Genomic DNA, 15,736 nt, shown 5'->3' with positions numbered 1-15,736 from the left:
GTGCGTCAGACGCACCGAACGCCACATTGGGTGCGTCTGACGCAACCAATGCCACATTGGGGCGGCTCGTGGCGGGCACCCGCGCCGGTGCCCGCCACGGATCCCCGGGTCAGCCCAGGCCGTTCATCCCGATCACGCGGGAATACCACTGCGCGCTGCGCTTCAGCGTCCGGACCTGCGTTTCGTAATCCACGTGGACCAGGCCGAACCGCTTCGCGTACCCCTCGGCCCACTCGAAGTTGTCCAGCAGCGACCAGTAGAAGTACCCGCGCAGGTCCACTCCCGCCGCCAGGGCGTCGTGCGCTGCCCGGAGGTGGGAGTCCAGGAACGCGACCCGGTCGGTGTCGACGATGTCACCGCCGTCGCTGATGACGTCTGGGTAGGCCGCGCCGTTCTCCGTGATGTACAGCGGGACCCGACGGTAGCCGCGGTGCACCTGCAGTAGGGACTCCGTCAAGCCGGCCGGCTGGACCTCCCAGCCCGAGTCCGTGCGCGGGGCCGCCGGGTCCGGGACGAAGTGGACGTCGCCCGCGCCGACCCACTCCGGGCCCGCCGGCTCGCTGCCCGGTACCGGGCGGCCCGCGACGCGGTAGTCGCGGTAGTAGTTCACGCCCAGCCAGTCGACGTGTGCGGCGATCACGGCGGCGTCTTCGTCCCGCACGACCGACTCCAGCCCGAACGGCGCGAGGTCGGCGACCAGGTCGTCCGGGTAGCCGCCGCGCAGCACCGGGTCGAGGAACAGCCGGTTCTGCAGGCCGTCGATGCGCCGGGCCGCCGCGACGTCGGCGACGTTCGCCGGGTCGTGCGCGGCGACCGGGTACAGATTCAGCGTGATCCCGGCCGGGACCCCCGCCGCGTGGCGGCGGATGACGTCCATCGCCAGCCCGTGGCCCAGCAGCAGGTGGTGGGTGGCGGCGACGGCGGCCGGGTGATCGGTGCGGCCGGGCGCGTGGATGCCGCCCGCGTAGCCCAGCATCGCCGCGCACCACGGCTCGTTCAGCGTCGACCAGCTGGCGACGCGGTCACCGAGGCGCTCCACGATCGACTCCGCGTACTCGGCGAACCGGTACGCGGTGTCCCGCGAGGTCCAGCCGCCCTTTTCCTCCAGGGCCTGCGGCAGGTCCCAGTGGTAGAGCGTCGCCCACGGCTGGACGCCCGCCTCGAGCAGGCAGTCGACCAGCCGGTCGTAGAAGGCGAGCCCGGCGGCGTTCGGCTCGCCGCCGTCCGGCCGGACCCGCGGCCAGGCCAGCGAGAAGCGGTAGGCACCGAGCCCGAGGCGCCGCATGAGCGCGACGTCCTCGGAGTAGCGGCGGTAGTGGTCGGCCGCCGGGTCGCCGGTGTCGCCGCCCACGACCGCACCCGGACGGCGCGCGAAGACGTCCCAGACCGAGTCGGTGCGACCGTCGGCCGTGGTGGCCCCTTCCACCTGGAACGCCGCGGTGGCGGCGCCCCAGACGAAGCCGGGCGGGAACATCAGCGCTGTCTCCGCCCGAACGCTGTCGGGATGTACGGACATGTTCACCCTTTCACGGCACCTTGCATGATCCCGGCCACGATCTGGCGGCCGAGGAGGACGAAGACGATGAGGATCGGGATGGTGGCCAGGGTCGTGCCGGCCAGCACCAGCGAATAGTCGACGTAGTAGCCGCTCTGGAGCTTCTCCAGCGCGACCTGGACGGTCGGGTTGCCCGCGTCCAGGACCACCAGCGGCCACAGGAAGTCGTTCCACGACATCATGAACGTGAACATCGCCAGGATCGCCGCGGCCGGCCGGACCGCGGGCAGGCAGACGTTCCAGAAGATCCGGATCATGCTGCAGCCGTCGACGCGCGCGGCCTCGATCAGCTCGTACGGCAGTGCGTCCACTGTGTACTGCCGCATCCAGAACACGCCGAACGCGGTGACCAGGTTGGGCACGATCACCGCCGTCAGGCTCCCGGTCCAGCCCAGTTCGGACATCGCGATGAACAGCGGGATGATGCCGAGCTGGGTGGGCACCGCGAGCGTGACGACGATGAACACGAACAGCTTGTTGCGACCCCGGAACCGCAGTTTGGCGAAGGCGAACCCGGCCAGCGACGAGAACAGCACCGTCGTCAGCGTCACCGTGCCGGACACGATGACGCTGTTGGCCAGTGCCTTCCAGAACGGCACGGTGTCGAACACCCGCGCGGCGTTGGCGAAGAAGTTGCCGCCGGGCACGAACGGCGGGATGCGCTCGGTGAGCATCCCGTTGTCGCGGCTGGCCACCAGGAACGACCAGTAGAACGGGAACAGCGAACCGAGCACGAAGATCGCCAGCACGACGTAGGTCGCCTTGCGTGGCTTGCCGAGCGTGGCGACCTTCTGCCGCAGTCCACTCTGGAGCGTCGTCATTTCTTCTTCACCGCCTGGGGACGGGCGAGCCGGCCGGTGAGGAAGAAGTTCCCCAGCGCGATCAGCACGATGATCAGGAACAGCACCCAGGCGATCGCCGAGGCGTAGCCGAGATCGGCGTTCTGGAACGCCGTCTGGTAGAGGTACAGCGTCACGGTCTGGAACTGGTTGGTGGAACCGCCGTTGTTCGACCCGGGCATGGCGTCGAACAGCTTCGGCTCGGTGAAGATCTGCAGGCCGCCGATCGTCGAGGTGATGGTGACGAAGATCAGCGTCGGCCGGAGCAGTGGCAGGGTGACGTTCCAGAAGCGGCGCCACGTGCCGGCGCCGTCGATCAGCGCCGCCTCGTGCAGCTCCTTCGGGATGGCCTGCATGGCCGCCAGCACGATCAGGGCGTTGTAGCCGGTCCAGCGCCAGTTGACCATGATCGCGATCGCGACGTGGCTGCCGAAGCGGCTGGCCTGCCAATCGACCGGGTCCAGCCCGATGGTCTGCAACACGCCGTTGATCAGCCCGTACTTGGGGCCGAACAGGTTGGCGAAGATGATGCCGATGGCGACGAGGCTGGCCGCGTACGGCAGCAGGATGCCCACCCGCCAGCCGGTGGCCCCGCGCAGCCGGGCGCCGAGCAGGGCCGCCAGCAGCACGGCGATGATGATCTGCGGGACGCTGGAGAGCAGGAAGATGCTGATCGTGTTCGTCAGCGCGTTCCAGAACTGCGCGTCGGCGAAGAGCTCCTTGAAGTTGTCGAGGCCGATGAAGTCGGGGTCGTCGCTCCCGGCTTCCCACTTGAACAGCGAGACGTAGGCGGTGTAGAGCAGCGGGAACAGCCCGACGATCCCGAAGAGGATGAAGAACGGCGCGATGTAGAGGTACGGCGAGACCTTGACGTCCCACCGGCTCAACCGGTGACGGAAGGTGGGCCGGGGAGACGTGCGCTCCCCGGCCTTACTCCCTTCCGGCGCGACCTTGTCGAGGACGGTCATCGGCTCAGCGCGTGATCTTCTTCGCGGCGTCGACCATCTGGTTCCAGCCGTCCGCCGCCGACTTGCCCTGTTCGACGGCCTGCAGTGCCGGGCTGGACGCGTTCTCCTGGATCTGGCCGTCGCCCGGGCCCTTGTACTGCGGCTTCTGGACCTTCTTGGCCTGCTCGGCGAACAGCTCGCCGACCTTCGTGCCGCCGAAGTAGTCGTCGGTCTTGTTCAGCAGCGCGGGGTCGGTGAGGGCCTTGACCTGGCTCGGGAACGTGCCCTTGGCCTGGAACGCCTTGATCTGCTGCTCCGGCGCGGTCAGCCAGGCCGCGAGCTCGGCGGCCTCCTTCGGGTGCTTCGACTGCGTCGGCACGGTCAGGTACGAGCCGCCCCAGTTGCCGCCGCCGCCGGGGAAGGCCGCGGTGACCGCCCACTTGTTCGCGTTCTCCGGGCCGGCCTGCTCCTTGATCACGCCGAGCATCCAGGCCGGGCACACCTTCGTGGCGAACGCGCCCTGCTTGAAGCCGGTGTTCCACTCGTTGCTGAACGCGGTGAGCTTGGCCGACTCGCCCTTGGCGACCGCGTCGGTGACCTTGGTCCAGGCGTCCTTGATGCCCTGGTTGCTCTCGACGGCGAGCTTGTCGTCGCTGCCGATGTAGCCCTCGGGGAGCTGGTTGACCATGGCGTTGAAGTTCTGCGCGGCCGAGTCGAACCAGGCCTTGCCGTTGCTCTTCTTCACGAAGTCCGCACCCGCGGCGAAGTAGCTGTCCCAGGTGGCGAACAGCGGCTTGACCGCTTCGGGGTCGTCCGGCAGGCCGGCGGCCTTGAACATGTCCTTGCGGTAGCACATGGCCAGCGGCCCGATGTCGGTGCCGTAGCCGATGAGCTTGCCGTCCTTGGTCTTGGCGGCGTCGTACTTCCAGCTCAGCCAGCGGTCGGGGGAGGCGTCGGCCGGGCCGATCTTGCTCAGGTCGTTGAACTTCGAGCCCTTGTCGAGGAAGTCGGACAGGTGACCTTCTTCGAGCGCCGTGACGTCGGCGAGGCCCGAGCCGGCGGCGAGCTTGGTGACCAGCTCCTCGTGGTACGGGCCGCCCTGGCCGGTCTTGCGGTGGGTGATCTTGATGTTCGGGTGAAGCCGCTCGTACTCCGGGATGAGGGCCTCGTAGCCGAACTCGGTGAACGTCGCCAGCGTCAGGTCCACGTGCTCGTTCGGGCCCGCCGCGGGCGGGGTGCTGCTGTCACCGCCCCCACCACAGGCCGTGGCGCCGAGCGCCGTCATCGTGATGCCCAGTGCCAGGACCAGGCCGTTCCGGATCGTTCTCACGTGTCCAACCACCTTGTTGACGGGAATGAGCGCTCTCACTGCTGGGAGCCGATCTGGGAGCGCTCCCAGGTGTCGCAGAGTCTGCTTGGGGGTCTCACCGGTGTCAAGGGGTCGTAACCGGAGCGTTTCCTGCGAGGAGCGCTCCCGGACTTGACCACGCTTGCCGGTTAAGCTGTCGACGTCCAGGTGGTTGCGGGAGCGAGGGCGGTAGGCGTGGGGCCTCGAGCAGGGGATGAAGAGCGGCCGACGTTGGAGGACGTCGCGGCGTTCGCCGGCGTGTCGCGGTCGACGGCGTCGCGCGCGCTGAACGACGACGCGTACGTCAGCGCGGCGGCGCGCGAGAAGGTCCAAGCCGCGGCCCGTGACCTGGGCTATTCCCCGAACCAGGCGGCCCGCTCGCTGGTCACCCGCCGCACCGGCGCGATCGCCGTGGTGCTCTCGGAGCCGGAAAACCGGCTCCTCGACGACCCGTACCGGACGTCCGTCATGCGCGCGGGGTACCGCGAACTCGCCGACGTCGGCCGCCAGATGGTGCTCATCTTCAGCGACACGCGCGAGGACCTGAGCAAGACCGTCCGCTTCCTCGAAGGCGGCCACGTCGACGGCGCACTGGTGTTCGCGCCGCACCGCGCGGACCCGCTCCCCAAGGCCCTGCGACTGCTGCGCATCCCGGTGGTCTTCGGCGGCCAGGCCGCCGGCATCCGCCGCGGCGTCCACGTGGTCGACTTCGACAACGAAGGCGGCGCGCGCCTGGCGGTGGAACACCTGGTCGCGGCCGGGCGCCGGCGGATCGGGACGATCGCCGGCCCGCAGGACCAGAGCGCCTCGATCGACCGCCTCGCGGGCTGGCGCAAGACACTCCTCGACGCCGGCCTCGACCCCGCCGACCTGGCCGAAGAGGCCGACTTCACGCTGTCCGGCGGCGCGAACGCGATGTCCGCGCTGCTGGCCCGCCACGCGGACCTCGACGCGGTGTTCGTGGCGAGCGACATGATGGCGGTGGGCGCCCTGCGCACGCTGGACGCGGCCGGCCGCCGCATCCCGGCCGACGTCGCGGTGGTCAGCTTCGACGACAACGCCACCCTCGCCCCGGCGATGGACCCGCCGCTGACGTCGGTGCACCAGGACCCGCGGGAGCAGGTGCACGCGATGGTGGAGACGCTGCTGCAGCTGCTCGACGACCAGAGCTTGAAGCCGCGGCAGCAGATACTGCCGGTGTCGCTGGCGGTGCGCGCCTCGAGCTGAACTCCCTCGCCGAGGTGTCTTGACCTTTGCCGAGCCGCCGGGTGTGCGGCTGTGCTGGCTGAAACGCGGGCGCGCCCGGCGGGCCGGGTCCGGCACGCGGAGCACGCCGTGCGCTCGTTCGGCCGCGCACGATCCCGCACCCCGGTCCAGCGTGCGGTCTCGCTGGGCGGCACCTCGCGGGCCGAGATGTACGCTTTCGGCGCTAAACAGCGTTTCCTCAACACTCCAAGTCACCACTTCACTACGCCGAACAGGTGGCGTACCCACTTTCGGGTGGAGCTGTTCAGGAGTGTTCAGTGAGCCGTCGTTCGCCCGGTGCGCAGAAGTGACGTCCGCGGGCGAGGTGTCCTTCTGACTCGATTCTTTACATCCAGGTTTCCGGCTGGCTACCGTCTGCGCCTGGAAGCGCTCCCAGATCGCTGGCTCCCTACGGACAAAGGAGTTCCGCAGCCATGCGTTCCTCTCCCCGATGGCGCAGATTGCGCCGGTCGCGCGGCCTGGCCCTGGTCACGGCCACGGTCGCGGCCGCCGCCGCGCTGGTCGCACCACCCCCGGCGCTCGGCGCCGATGTCGCCTGTTCCGTCACCTACACCACCAACGACTGGGACACCGGGTTCACCGCCAACGTCTCGCTGCGCAACGACGGCTCGCCGCTCGACAGCTGGAAGGTCGGCTGGACCTTCCTCGACGGCCAGAAGGTCCAGCAAGGCTGGAGCGCCACCTTCGCCCAGTCCGGCGCCGCGGTCACCGCGACGAACCTCTCCTACAACGGCCACCTCGACACCGGGGCGAGCACCAGCTTCGGCTTCAACGGGTCGAAGGGCTCCGCCAACCGGCCACCGACCGACTTCTCCGTCAACGGCACGGCGTGCACGGGTGCCAACAAGGCGCCGACGGTCACCCTGACCTCGCCCACCGCGAGCGGCACCTACTACGCACCCGCGTCGATCCCGCTCGCCGCGACCGCCGCGGACAGCGACGGCACCGTGAGCAAGGTCGAGTTCTACGCCGGGGACACGCTGCTGGCCACCGACACGGCCGCGCCGTTCGAAGGCAGCTGGGGCAACGTCCCGGCCGGGACCTACTCGATCACGGCCAAGGCCTACGACAACAAGGGCGCGAGCACGTCGTCCACCCCGGTCAGCGTGAAGGTCCTCTCCGGACCCACGATCGTCGCCACCCCGGCGACCGCGCAGGTCAAGCAGGGCGGCACGACGACGTTCGCGGTCAGCCTCGCCGGGGCGCCCACCGCGCCGGTCACGGTCACCGTCGCGCGGACCGCGGGCAGCACCGACCTCTCTGCGACGCCGACGAGCCTCAGCTTCTCGACGACGGACTGGAACACGCCGCAGAACGTCACGGTGAAGAGCGCCGACAACGGGGGAGATCTGGGCAGCGCGACCTTCACCGCGAGCAGCAGCGGCTACACCGCCGCGACGGTGACGGTCAACGAGATCTCGTCGTCCACTTCGGACTACCAGCTCGCGTTCCTCACGCAGTACAACAAGATCAAGGACCCGAACAACGGCTACTTCCGCAAGTTCGGGAACATCCTGGTGCCCTACCACTCGATCGAGACGCTGATCGTCGAGGCACCGGACCACGGGCACGAGACGACGTCGGAGGCGTTCAGCTACTACCTGTGGCTGGAAGCGTCCTACGGCCGGATCACCGGTGACTGGGCCCCGTTCAACCAGGCCTGGACGTCGATCGAGACCTACGCGATCCCGTCCGCGACCGACCAGCCCGGCAACTCCGGCTACAACGCGAGCAAGCCGGCGACCTACGCGGCCGAGTACCCGAGCCCGAAGCAGTACCCGTCGCAGCTGCAGTCCGGCGTCTCCGTCGGGGCCGACCCGATCGCGGCCGAGCTCAAGGCGGCCTACGGCTCGGCGGACGTCTACGGCATGCACTGGCTGCTCGACGTCGACAACATCTACAAGTTCGGCCACTGCGAGGACGGCACGAACACCGCGCCCGCGTTCATCAACACCTTCCAGCGCGGGTCGCAGGAGTCGGTCTGGGAGACGGTCACCCAGCCCAGCTGCGACATCCTGAAGTTCGGCGGCAAGAACGGTTACCTCGACCTGTTCACCGGCGACTCGTCGTACGCGAAGCAGTGGAAGTACACCGACGCGCCCGACGCGGACGCCCGCGCCGTGCAGGTGGCCTTCCAGGCCGAGAAGTGGGCGGCGGCGCAGGGCAAGAGCGCCGACGTCTCCGCGGTCGTGAAGAAGGCGTCGAAGATGGGCGACTACCTCCGGTACTCGCTGTTCGACAAGTACTTCAAGAAGATCGGCAACTGCGTCGGCGCGTCCACCTGCGCCGCGGGCACCGGCAAGGACAGCGAGCACTACCTGGTCTCCTGGTACTACGCCTGGGGCGGGTCGATGGACTCGGCCAGCGCGTGGGCCTGGCGCATCGGTGACGGTGCGGCCCACCAGGGCTACCAGAACCCGCTGGCCGCGTACGCGCTGTCGGCCGACCCGGGGCTGAAGGTCACCTCGGCGACCGGCGCGAGCGACTGGGCGACCAGCCTCGGCCGGCAGCTGGAGTTCCTGCAGTGGCTGCAGTCGTCCGAAGGCGGGCTCGCCGGCGGCGCGACCAACAGCTGGGAAGGCCAGTACGGCACCCCGCCGTCCGGCACGCCGACGTTCTACGGGATGTTCTACGACCAGCAGCCGGTCTGGCACGACCCGCCGAGCAACCAGTGGTTCGGCTTCCAGACGTGGGGCATGGAGCGGATCGCCGAGTACTACCAGGCGACCGGCGACGCGCGCGCCAAGAAGATCCTCGACAAGTGGGTCCCCTGGGCGATCGCGAACACCACGGTCGGCGCCGGCGGGAGCTTCCAGATCCCGGCCGACCTGACCTGGAGCGGCGCTCCGGACACCTGGAACGCCACCAGCCCGGGCTCGAACACGAGCCTGCACGTCACGGTGAAGAACTTCAGCCAGGACGTCGGGGTCGCGGCCTCGCTGGCCAAGACGCTGCTCTACTACGCGTCGGGGTCGAGCAACGCCCAGGCCAAGACCGTCGGGGAGCAGCTGCTCACGGCGCTCTCGGCGAACACCGACACCAAGGGCATCGCGGTGCCGGAGACCCGGACGGACTACAACCGGTTCGACGACACCTACAACGCCACCACGGACCAGGGGCTGTACGTGCCCACCGGGTGGACCGGCACGATGCCGAACGGCGACGCGATCAGCTCCAGCTCGACGTTCCTGTCGATCCGCTCCTTCTACAAGAGCGACCCGCAGTGGCCGAAGGTCCAGTCCTACCTGGACGGTGGCGCCGCGCCGACGTTCACCTACCACCGGTTCTGGGCGCAGTCGGAGATCGCCACGGCGTTCGCCGCGCACGTCGCCCTGTTCGGCTGAAAGGCACTCGATGAAGCGACTGCTCTCCTTGGTGGTCGCCGCACTGGTCGGGGGCGCCGTTCTCACGGCGTCCCCGGCCACCGCGGCCTCCGCCGCTTCCGGGACCGGGACGGGTTACTGGCACGCCAACGGTTCCCAGCTCGTCGACGCGACCGGGACCCCGGTCCGGATGACCGGGATCAACTGGTTCGGCGCGGAGACCGGCAACTACTCGCCGCACGGTCTGTGGAGCCGCAACTACAAGGACATGCTCGACCAGATGGCGGGCCTCGGCTACAACACGCTGCGGCTGCCGTACTCCAACCAGCTGTTCGACAGCGGGTCGAAACCCACCAGCATCGACGCCGTCCAGAACCCGGACCTGCAGGGGCTGTCCGGGCTGCAGGTGCTCGACAAGATCATCGCCTACGCCGGGACCAAGGGCATGCGCGTGATCCTCGACCAGCACCGGCCGGACTCCGGTGCGCAGTCCCCGCTCTGGTACACCAGCGCGTACCCGGAAAGCCGGTGGCTGTCGGACTGGACGATGCTCGCCCAGCACTACAAGGGCAACACCACGGTGATCGGCGCCGACCTGCACAACGAACCGCACTCGATCCAGGGTGGCGGGGGAGCGTGCTGGGGCTGCGGTGACACCGCGACCGACTGGCGCCTGGCCGCCGAACGCGGTGGCAACGCCGTGCTCGCGGCCAACCCGGACTGGCTGGTCATCGTCGAGGGCGTGGACTGCGTCAGCGGCACCGGCGACCCGCAGTGCGGCTGGTGGGGCGGAAACCTCTCCGGGGCACAGCAGTTCCCGGTGCGGCTGTCCAAACCGGACAAGCTCGTCTACTCGGCGCACGAGTACGCGACTTCGGTGTTCGCCCAGCCGTGGTTCTCCGACCCGTCCTTCCCGGCGAACCTGCCGGCGCTGTGGGACCACTTCTTCGGCTACCTGCAGAAGCAGAACATCGCGCCGGTGCTGCTCGGCGAGTTCGGCACCACCCTCGCCGACCCGCGCGACAAGACGTGGCTGCAGGAACTGATGAAGTACGCCGGCACCGGGACCTCCGGGATGAGCTTCACGTACTGGTCGTGGAACCCCAACTCCGGGGACACCGGCGGCATCCTCAACGACGACTGGACGACGGTCAACCAGGCCAAGCAGGCGATCCTGCAGCCCTACCTCATCCCGCCCGTGGGCTCGGGCGGCGGGACGACCGATCCGCCACCCGCGGTGAGCTGCGCGGTCACCTACCACGTCGACAACACGTGGCAGGGCGGCTTCGTCGCCTCGGTGACCCTCAAGAACACCGGGACGTCGCCGTTGAAGACCTGGGCGCTCGGCTGGACCGAGCCTTCGGGAGTGCAGATCACCGGCGGCTGGGGCGCCACCGTCACCCAATCCGGGCAGCAAGCGACCGCGAAGGCGCCGACCTGGGCGCCCGACCTGGCCGGCGGCGCCTCGACGTCGATCGGCTTCCAGGCGACCGGCGCCTCGACCGGCTCGCCGAGCGGCTTCGCCGTCGGCGCGACCGCCTGCACCACCTGACCCGTCCACCGAACACGAAGGAGCACACTCGATGAGGAGTGAATTCTGGTCCCCGAAGAGGAAGGTGCGGCTCGCCGCGGCTTCCTCGGTGACGGCCGCCGCGGTCGTCGCGGGGCTGCTGGTGGCCGGCGGCAGCCCGGCGACCGCCGCCACCGGGTGCAAGGTCACCTACACCGTCAACCAGTGGGACACCGGCTTCACCGCGAACCTCGCGGTGACCAACCTCGGCGACGCCCTCACGAGCTGGGACGTCCAGTGGGACTTCGCCGGCAACCAGCAGGTGCAGCAGGGCTGGAGCGCCACGTTCAGCCAGAGCGGCAAGCACGTGAGCGCGAAGAACCCCTCGTGGGGCGGCGCGCTCGGGTCGAACGCGACGGCGAGCTTCGGCTTCAACGGCTCGTACTCCGGCACGAACGCCGTGCCCGCGACGTTCACCCTGAACGGCGTCGTCTGCGACGGCACCACGGGTGGCCCGTCCACCACGCCGACGACCCCGACCACGCCGACCACCCCCACGACGCCCACGACCCCGACGGGACCGACCACGACGCCCCAGCCCGGGACCCACGTGGACAACCCGTACTCCGGGGCGAAGGGGTACGTCAACCCGGACTGGTCGTCGGAGGTGTCGGCCGCGGCCGCGGCCAAGGGCGGCACGCTCGGCACCCAGATGGCCAAGGTCGCCAACACCTCCACCGCCGTGTGGCTGGACCGGATCGCGGCGATCGAGGGCACGTCGAGCGCTCGCGGCCTGCGCGGGCACCTCGACGCGGCGCTGAGCCAGGCGAGCGGCGGGACGCCGGTGACGATCCAGATCGTCGTCTACGACCTGCCCAACCGCGACTGCGCGGCGCTGGCGTCCAACGGTGAGCTGCAGGCCGGCACGGACGGCCTGGCCCGCTACAAGAGCGAGTACATCGACCCGATCGCTTCGATCCTCTCGGACGCGAAGTACGCGCCGCTGCGGGTCGTCGCGGTCGTCGAACCGGACTCGCTGCCCAACCTGATCACCAACACCTCGACGGCCAAGTGCGCCGAAGCGCAGTCCACCGGGGCGTACACCCAGGGCATCCAGTACGCGCTGAACAAGCTGCACGCGATCTCCAACGTCTACAACTACCTGGACATCGCGCACTCGGCGTGGCTGGGCTGGGACAGCAACTTCGGCCCGTTCGTGAACCTGGTCAAGCAGGTGCTGCAGGGCACGACGGCCGGGGTGAACAGCATCGACGGCTTCATCAGCGACACGGCGAACTACACCCCGCTGACCGAGCCGAACCTGCCCGATCCGAACCTGACCGTCGGCGGGCAGCAGCTCAAGTCGGCGACGTTCTACCAGTGGAACCCGTACTTCTCGGAGGTTCCGTTCGCGACGGCGATGTACAACGCGTTCGTCTCCGCGGGCCTGCCGAGCGGCATCGGCATGCTGATCGACACCTCCCGCAACGGCTGGGGCGGCTCGGCCCGGCCGAGCGGCGCGTCGGGGTCCACTGTGGACAGCTACGTCAACTCCGGCCGGATCGACCGGCGGCTGCACCGCGGCAACTGGTGCAACCAGAGCGGAGCCGGGCTGGGCGTGCGGCCGACGGCCTCGCCGGCGGCGCACTTCGACGCCTACGTCTGGATCAAGCCGCCGGGTGAGTCCGACGGCGCGAGCTCGCAGATCCCGAACGACGAAGGCAAGGGTTTCGACCAGATGTGCGACCCGACCTTCCACGGCAGCCAGCAGGCCAACGGCGGCAACCTGACCGGTGCGCTGCCGAACGCGCCACTGTCCGGCAAGTGGTTCGAGGCCCAGTTCGAGGAACTGGTCCAGAACGCCTACCCGCCGGTGCAGTAACGGTTTCCGGGCCGGGCGGTGCCGCGCAGCCGCCGTCCGGCCCGGGCTCCACTCAGAGATCCTTGCGGAAACTCAGCCGGTCCAGGCCCGGCCCGTCGTAGTCGGGCTGGACCGGCAACCCCTCGAACTCCTTCGGTCCTGGTTCGGTGACGAACCCCATCCGGGTGTGGAACGCGTGCGAACCCTTGTTGACCGGCGACGTGATCGCCCGCACCACCGAGCGCCCGTTCTCGCGGCTGTGGGCGAAGAAGCGCTCGTACAGCGCCGCGCCCAGGCCACGCCCGCGTTCGGCCGGATCGACCCCGACGAAGTGGATGTAGCTCTCGGCCGGCCGCGACGGCGAGAGGAACCCGATCAGGAACGCGACGATCCGGTCGTCGCCGGTCACCAGGAAGCTGCTGCGGGTGAAGTGCTGGAACATGAGCTTCGGCAGGAGCAGGGCCCGTTGACGGGAGCCCTCTTCGCCACCGAGCCCGCCCCACCAGGTGTCCAGGACGGCGAGCACGGGCAGGTGGTCGTCCGGTCCGGGACGGCGGACGGGGTGGCCGAGGAGCGGGGCGAGGTCGGTCATGACGGTCACCCTGCCAACGGCCCGGCCCCGGCGCGAGCGGGTTTCGCCGCGGCGCGCGGCCCGGCCTCAGGGCACGACCCGGTGCACCCCGATCAGCACCTGCTCCCAGACCGCGGCCGGGTCGGCGCCCTGCTCGACGGACTTGAGCGCGGGTGCGATCACCGTCTCCTGGATCTTGCCGTCGCCAGGGCCCTTGTACTGCGGTTTCCCGACTTTCTGCGCCTGGGCGACGAAGACCTGGCCGCTCAGCGCGCCGCCGAAGTAGCCGTTCATCTCGCTCAGCAGGTCGGGGGAGGTGAAGGCCTCGACCTGGCTCGGGAAGTTCCCGCTCACCCGGAACGCGTGCAGCTGCTGCTCGGGCGCGGTCAGCCAGGCGGCGAGCGCGGCGGCCTCCTTCTGGTGCGGGCTCGAGGCGGGGACGGTCAGGTACGAGCCACCCCAGTTGCCGCCGCCGTTCGGGAACGCGTCGGTGATCGCCCACTTGCCCGCGTTGGCGAGGCCCGCTTGCTGCTCGATGACGCCGAGCATCCAGGAAGGACAGACCTTCGTCGCGAAGGCGCCGGTGCGCAGGCCGTTGTTCCCGTCGTCGGCGAACGCGGTGAGCCCCGCCGACTGGCCCTGCTTCACCGCCGTGGTGACCTGGTTCCAGGCGTCGCGCAGCGCGGTGTTCGTGTCCAGGGTGGAGTGGTCGTCGTGGTCCAGGTAGCCGGTCGGGAGCTGGTTGACCATGGCGTTGAAGTTCTGCGCCGCGGAGTCGAACCACGCCTTGCCCTTGGAGCGCTTGACGTACCGCTCGCCGGCCTGGAAATAGCTGTCCCAGGACGCGAACATCGTCTTCACCGAACCGGGATCGGTCGGCAGGCCGGCCGCTTCGAGCAGGTCCTTGCGGTAGCACATGGCGAGCGGGCCGATGTCGGTGCCGTATCCGACGAGCTTGCCGTCCTTGCTGCGGCCCGCTTCGTACTTCCACTCCAGCCACCGGCCGGGCCGGACGTCGGCGGGGCCGGCCTTGGCCAGGTCGGTGAACTTCCCCGCCTGCGCGAGCACGTCGGCGAGGTGCCCCTCCTCAACGGCCTGGATGTCGGCGAGCTCCCCGCCGTTCTGCAGCTTGGCCAGCAGGTCCTGGTGGTAGGGGCCGCCCTGCTCGGTGCGGACCTGCCGCACCGTGAGCCCGGGGTGGGTGAATTCGTAGCCGGGGATCAGGTCCTCGTAGCCGAACTGCCCGAACGTCGCCAGTGTCAGCGTGATCTTTTCGGGCGTGGCCGGACCGCAGCCCGCGGTCAGGACCAGCAAGACAAATGCGACGGCCGCGGCCAGCCGTCTTCGGATCTGCTTCATGCGCGCGCACTCCCCGTTCACAAATCACTCCCTCGTGATTGGGAGCGCTCCCGGGGGCGAGTCTCGTTCCGGCCGCGGCGGGTTGTCAAGGTGCGCGACGGCGGGTGTCCGGACGGACACCGGGCGAACGGAGGAGCGCGGTGAAGCGGCCGACGATCACGGACATCGCGCGGGAAGCGGGGGTGTCGAAGGGTGCCGTCTCGTACGCGCTCAACGGCCGCCCCGGCGTCTCCGAAGCGACCCGGCAGCGGATCACCGAGATCGCCCGCCGCCTCGGCTGGTCGCCGAGCACCACCGCGCGGGCACTGGCCGGCGGCCGGACGGGGGCGATCGGCCTGGTCCTGGACCGGGCCCCGGACGTGCTCGGCGTCGAGCCGTTCCTGGTGGCGCTGCTGGAAGGCGTCGAGCGCGAGCTCGGGCCGGTGTCGCTGCTGCTGCCCGTCCGCGGGCTGGGGCAGCGCCGGGTGGACGGGCTGCTGCTCGCCGGCCCGCGGTGCCCGGCGCCCGGCGTGCCCGCGGTGCGGCTGGGCGGGCCACCCGGGCCACCGGGCGTCCCTTCGGTGTGGGTGGACGACGCCGCGGCGGCCGGCGAGGTGCTCGGCTACCTGGCCGCGCTCGGGCACCGCCGGGTGGTCCGGATCGCGGGCCCGGCGGTGTTCGCCGACCCGGCGGCGCGCGCGGACGCGTTCACCGCGGCGGCGGCCCGCATGGGCTTCCTGGAGGTGGGCACGGCCGACGCGGGCAGCGTGGAGGCGGGTGCCGGGGTGGCCCACCGCGTGCTGGCGGTGCCGCGGCCGCCGACGGCGCTGGTGTGCGACACGGACGTGCTGGCGGTCGCCGCCCTGGCCGCGGCCCGTGAGCTGGGCCTGGCGGTGCCGGGCGACGTTTCGGTGGTGTCGTGGGACGACTCGCCGCTGTGCCGGCTGGTCCGCCCGGCGCTCACGGCGGTCCGGCGGCCCTTGGCGGAGCTGGGCGCCCTCGCGGCGGTCGTTCTGCGGGAGCTGCTGGTGGGCGAGGAAGCGGCGGACGTGTGCGCGCCGCGGCCGACACTGGTGACGCGGGGGAGCACCGGACCCGCCCGCGGGTGAGCCCCCAAGCGCCCCAATGTGGCGTTGGTTGCGTCCAGCGCACCCAATGTGGCGTTCGGTGCGTCAGAC

11 protein-coding genes are annotated in these 15,736 nt (G+C 70.1%); 5 read left to right on the top strand and 6 right to left on the bottom strand.

Going from position 1 to position 15,736, the window contains the following annotated elements:
• Positions 1 to 109 precede the first annotated feature (109 nt).
• Genes H4696_RS11595 through H4696_RS11580 form a run of 4 tightly spaced genes read right to left on the bottom strand, consistent with a single transcriptional unit; the run spans position 110 to position 4,671 of the window.
• A complete protein-coding gene (locus H4696_RS11595; protein ID WP_169734994.1) occupies positions 110 to 1,522 on the bottom strand; it encodes a GH1 family beta-glucosidase in 1,413 nt (470 codons plus the stop codon).
• A complete protein-coding gene (locus H4696_RS11590) occupies positions 1,519 to 2,376 on the bottom strand; it encodes a carbohydrate ABC transporter permease (RefSeq protein ID WP_086860516.1) in 858 nt (285 codons plus the stop codon). The genes H4696_RS11595 and H4696_RS11590 overlap by 4 nt, the downstream gene beginning before the upstream one ends.
• A complete protein-coding gene (locus H4696_RS11585; RefSeq protein ID WP_086860518.1) occupies positions 2,373 to 3,362 on the bottom strand; it encodes a carbohydrate ABC transporter permease in 990 nt (329 codons plus the stop codon). Before H4696_RS11585 ends, H4696_RS11590 begins: the two co-directional genes overlap by 4 nt.
• 4 nt (positions 3,363 to 3,366) lie before the next feature.
• A complete protein-coding gene (locus H4696_RS11580) occupies positions 3,367 to 4,671 on the bottom strand; it encodes an ABC transporter substrate-binding protein (protein ID WP_086860520.1) in 1,305 nt (434 codons plus the stop codon).
• Between the two features lie 249 nt (positions 4,672 to 4,920).
• Between H4696_RS11580 and H4696_RS11575 the strand changes: the two genes are divergently transcribed.
• The 4 genes from H4696_RS11575 (at position 4,921) to H4696_RS11560 (ending at position 12,670) form a co-directional block, all read left to right on the top strand.
• Positions 4,921 to 5,916: a LacI family DNA-binding transcriptional regulator gene (locus H4696_RS11575; RefSeq protein WP_192782255.1), complete on the top strand. Its 996-nt coding sequence runs from the start codon at positions 4,921 to 4,923 to the stop codon at positions 5,914 to 5,916.
• Positions 5,917 to 6,368: 452 nt separating this feature from the next.
• The gene (locus H4696_RS11570; RefSeq protein ID WP_192782254.1) at positions 6,369 to 9,299 is read left to right on the top strand and encodes a glycoside hydrolase family 48 protein; all 2,931 of its coding nucleotides are present in this window, start codon (positions 6,369 to 6,371) and stop codon (positions 9,297 to 9,299) included.
• Between the two features lie 10 nt (positions 9,300 to 9,309).
• Positions 9,310 to 10,830: a cellulase family glycosylhydrolase gene (locus tag H4696_RS11565; protein ID WP_086861464.1), complete on the top strand. Its 1,521-nt coding sequence runs from the start codon at positions 9,310 to 9,312 to the stop codon at positions 10,828 to 10,830.
• Between the two features lie 31 nt (positions 10,831 to 10,861).
• Positions 10,862 to 12,670, top strand: a complete 1,809-nt coding sequence (locus H4696_RS11560) for a glycoside hydrolase family 6 protein (protein WP_086861463.1) — start codon at positions 10,862 to 10,864, stop codon at positions 12,668 to 12,670.
• A gap of 52 nt (positions 12,671 to 12,722) precedes the next feature.
• Here H4696_RS11560 and H4696_RS11555 read toward each other — a convergent pair whose 3' ends face one another.
• Positions 12,723 to 13,241, bottom strand: a complete 519-nt coding sequence (locus H4696_RS11555) for a GNAT family N-acetyltransferase (RefSeq protein ID WP_086861466.1) — start codon at positions 13,239 to 13,241, stop codon at positions 12,723 to 12,725.
• 66 nt (positions 13,242 to 13,307) lie between these two features.
• Positions 13,308 to 14,579, bottom strand: a complete 1,272-nt coding sequence (locus H4696_RS11550; RefSeq protein WP_086861462.1) for an ABC transporter substrate-binding protein — start codon at positions 14,577 to 14,579, stop codon at positions 13,308 to 13,310.
• A gap of 140 nt (positions 14,580 to 14,719) precedes the next feature.
• On the opposite strand from H4696_RS11550, the gene H4696_RS11545 reads away from it, so the two are divergent.
• Complete coding sequence (locus H4696_RS11545; RefSeq protein ID WP_086861461.1) at positions 14,720 to 15,667, top strand: LacI family DNA-binding transcriptional regulator; 948 nt, start codon at positions 14,720 to 14,722, stop codon at positions 15,665 to 15,667.
• Positions 15,668 to 15,736 lie beyond the last annotated feature (69 nt).

It is taken from the genome of Amycolatopsis lexingtonensis (assembly GCF_014873755.1).
In the GTDB taxonomy this organism is placed as follows: Bacteria; Actinomycetota; Actinomycetes; order Mycobacteriales; family Pseudonocardiaceae; genus Amycolatopsis; species Amycolatopsis lexingtonensis.
Note: the sequence above shows the minus strand (reverse complement) of the source record. Positions and strands in the feature narration are given on the sequence as shown.

Coding starts and splice junctions, on each gene's coding strand:
- H4696_RS11570 (WP_192782254.1), top strand. CDS start 6,369: ATGCGTTCCTCTCCCCGATGGCGCAGATTGCGCCGGTCGCGCGGCCTG.
- H4696_RS11555 (WP_086861466.1), bottom strand. CDS start 13,241: ATGACCGACCTCGCCCCGCTCCTCGGCCACCCCGTCCGCCGTCCCGGA.
- H4696_RS11550 (WP_086861462.1), bottom strand. CDS start 14,579: ATGAAGCAGATCCGAAGACGGCTGGCCGCGGCCGTCGCATTTGTCTTG.
- H4696_RS11585 (WP_086860518.1), bottom strand. CDS start 3,362: ATGACCGTCCTCGACAAGGTCGCGCCGGAAGGGAGTAAGGCCGGGGAG.
- H4696_RS11565 (WP_086861464.1), top strand. CDS start 9,310: ATGAAGCGACTGCTCTCCTTGGTGGTCGCCGCACTGGTCGGGGGCGCC.
- H4696_RS11560 (WP_086861463.1), top strand. CDS start 10,862: ATGAGGAGTGAATTCTGGTCCCCGAAGAGGAAGGTGCGGCTCGCCGCG.
- H4696_RS11590 (WP_086860516.1), bottom strand. CDS start 2,376: ATGACGACGCTCCAGAGTGGACTGCGGCAGAAGGTCGCCACGCTCGGC.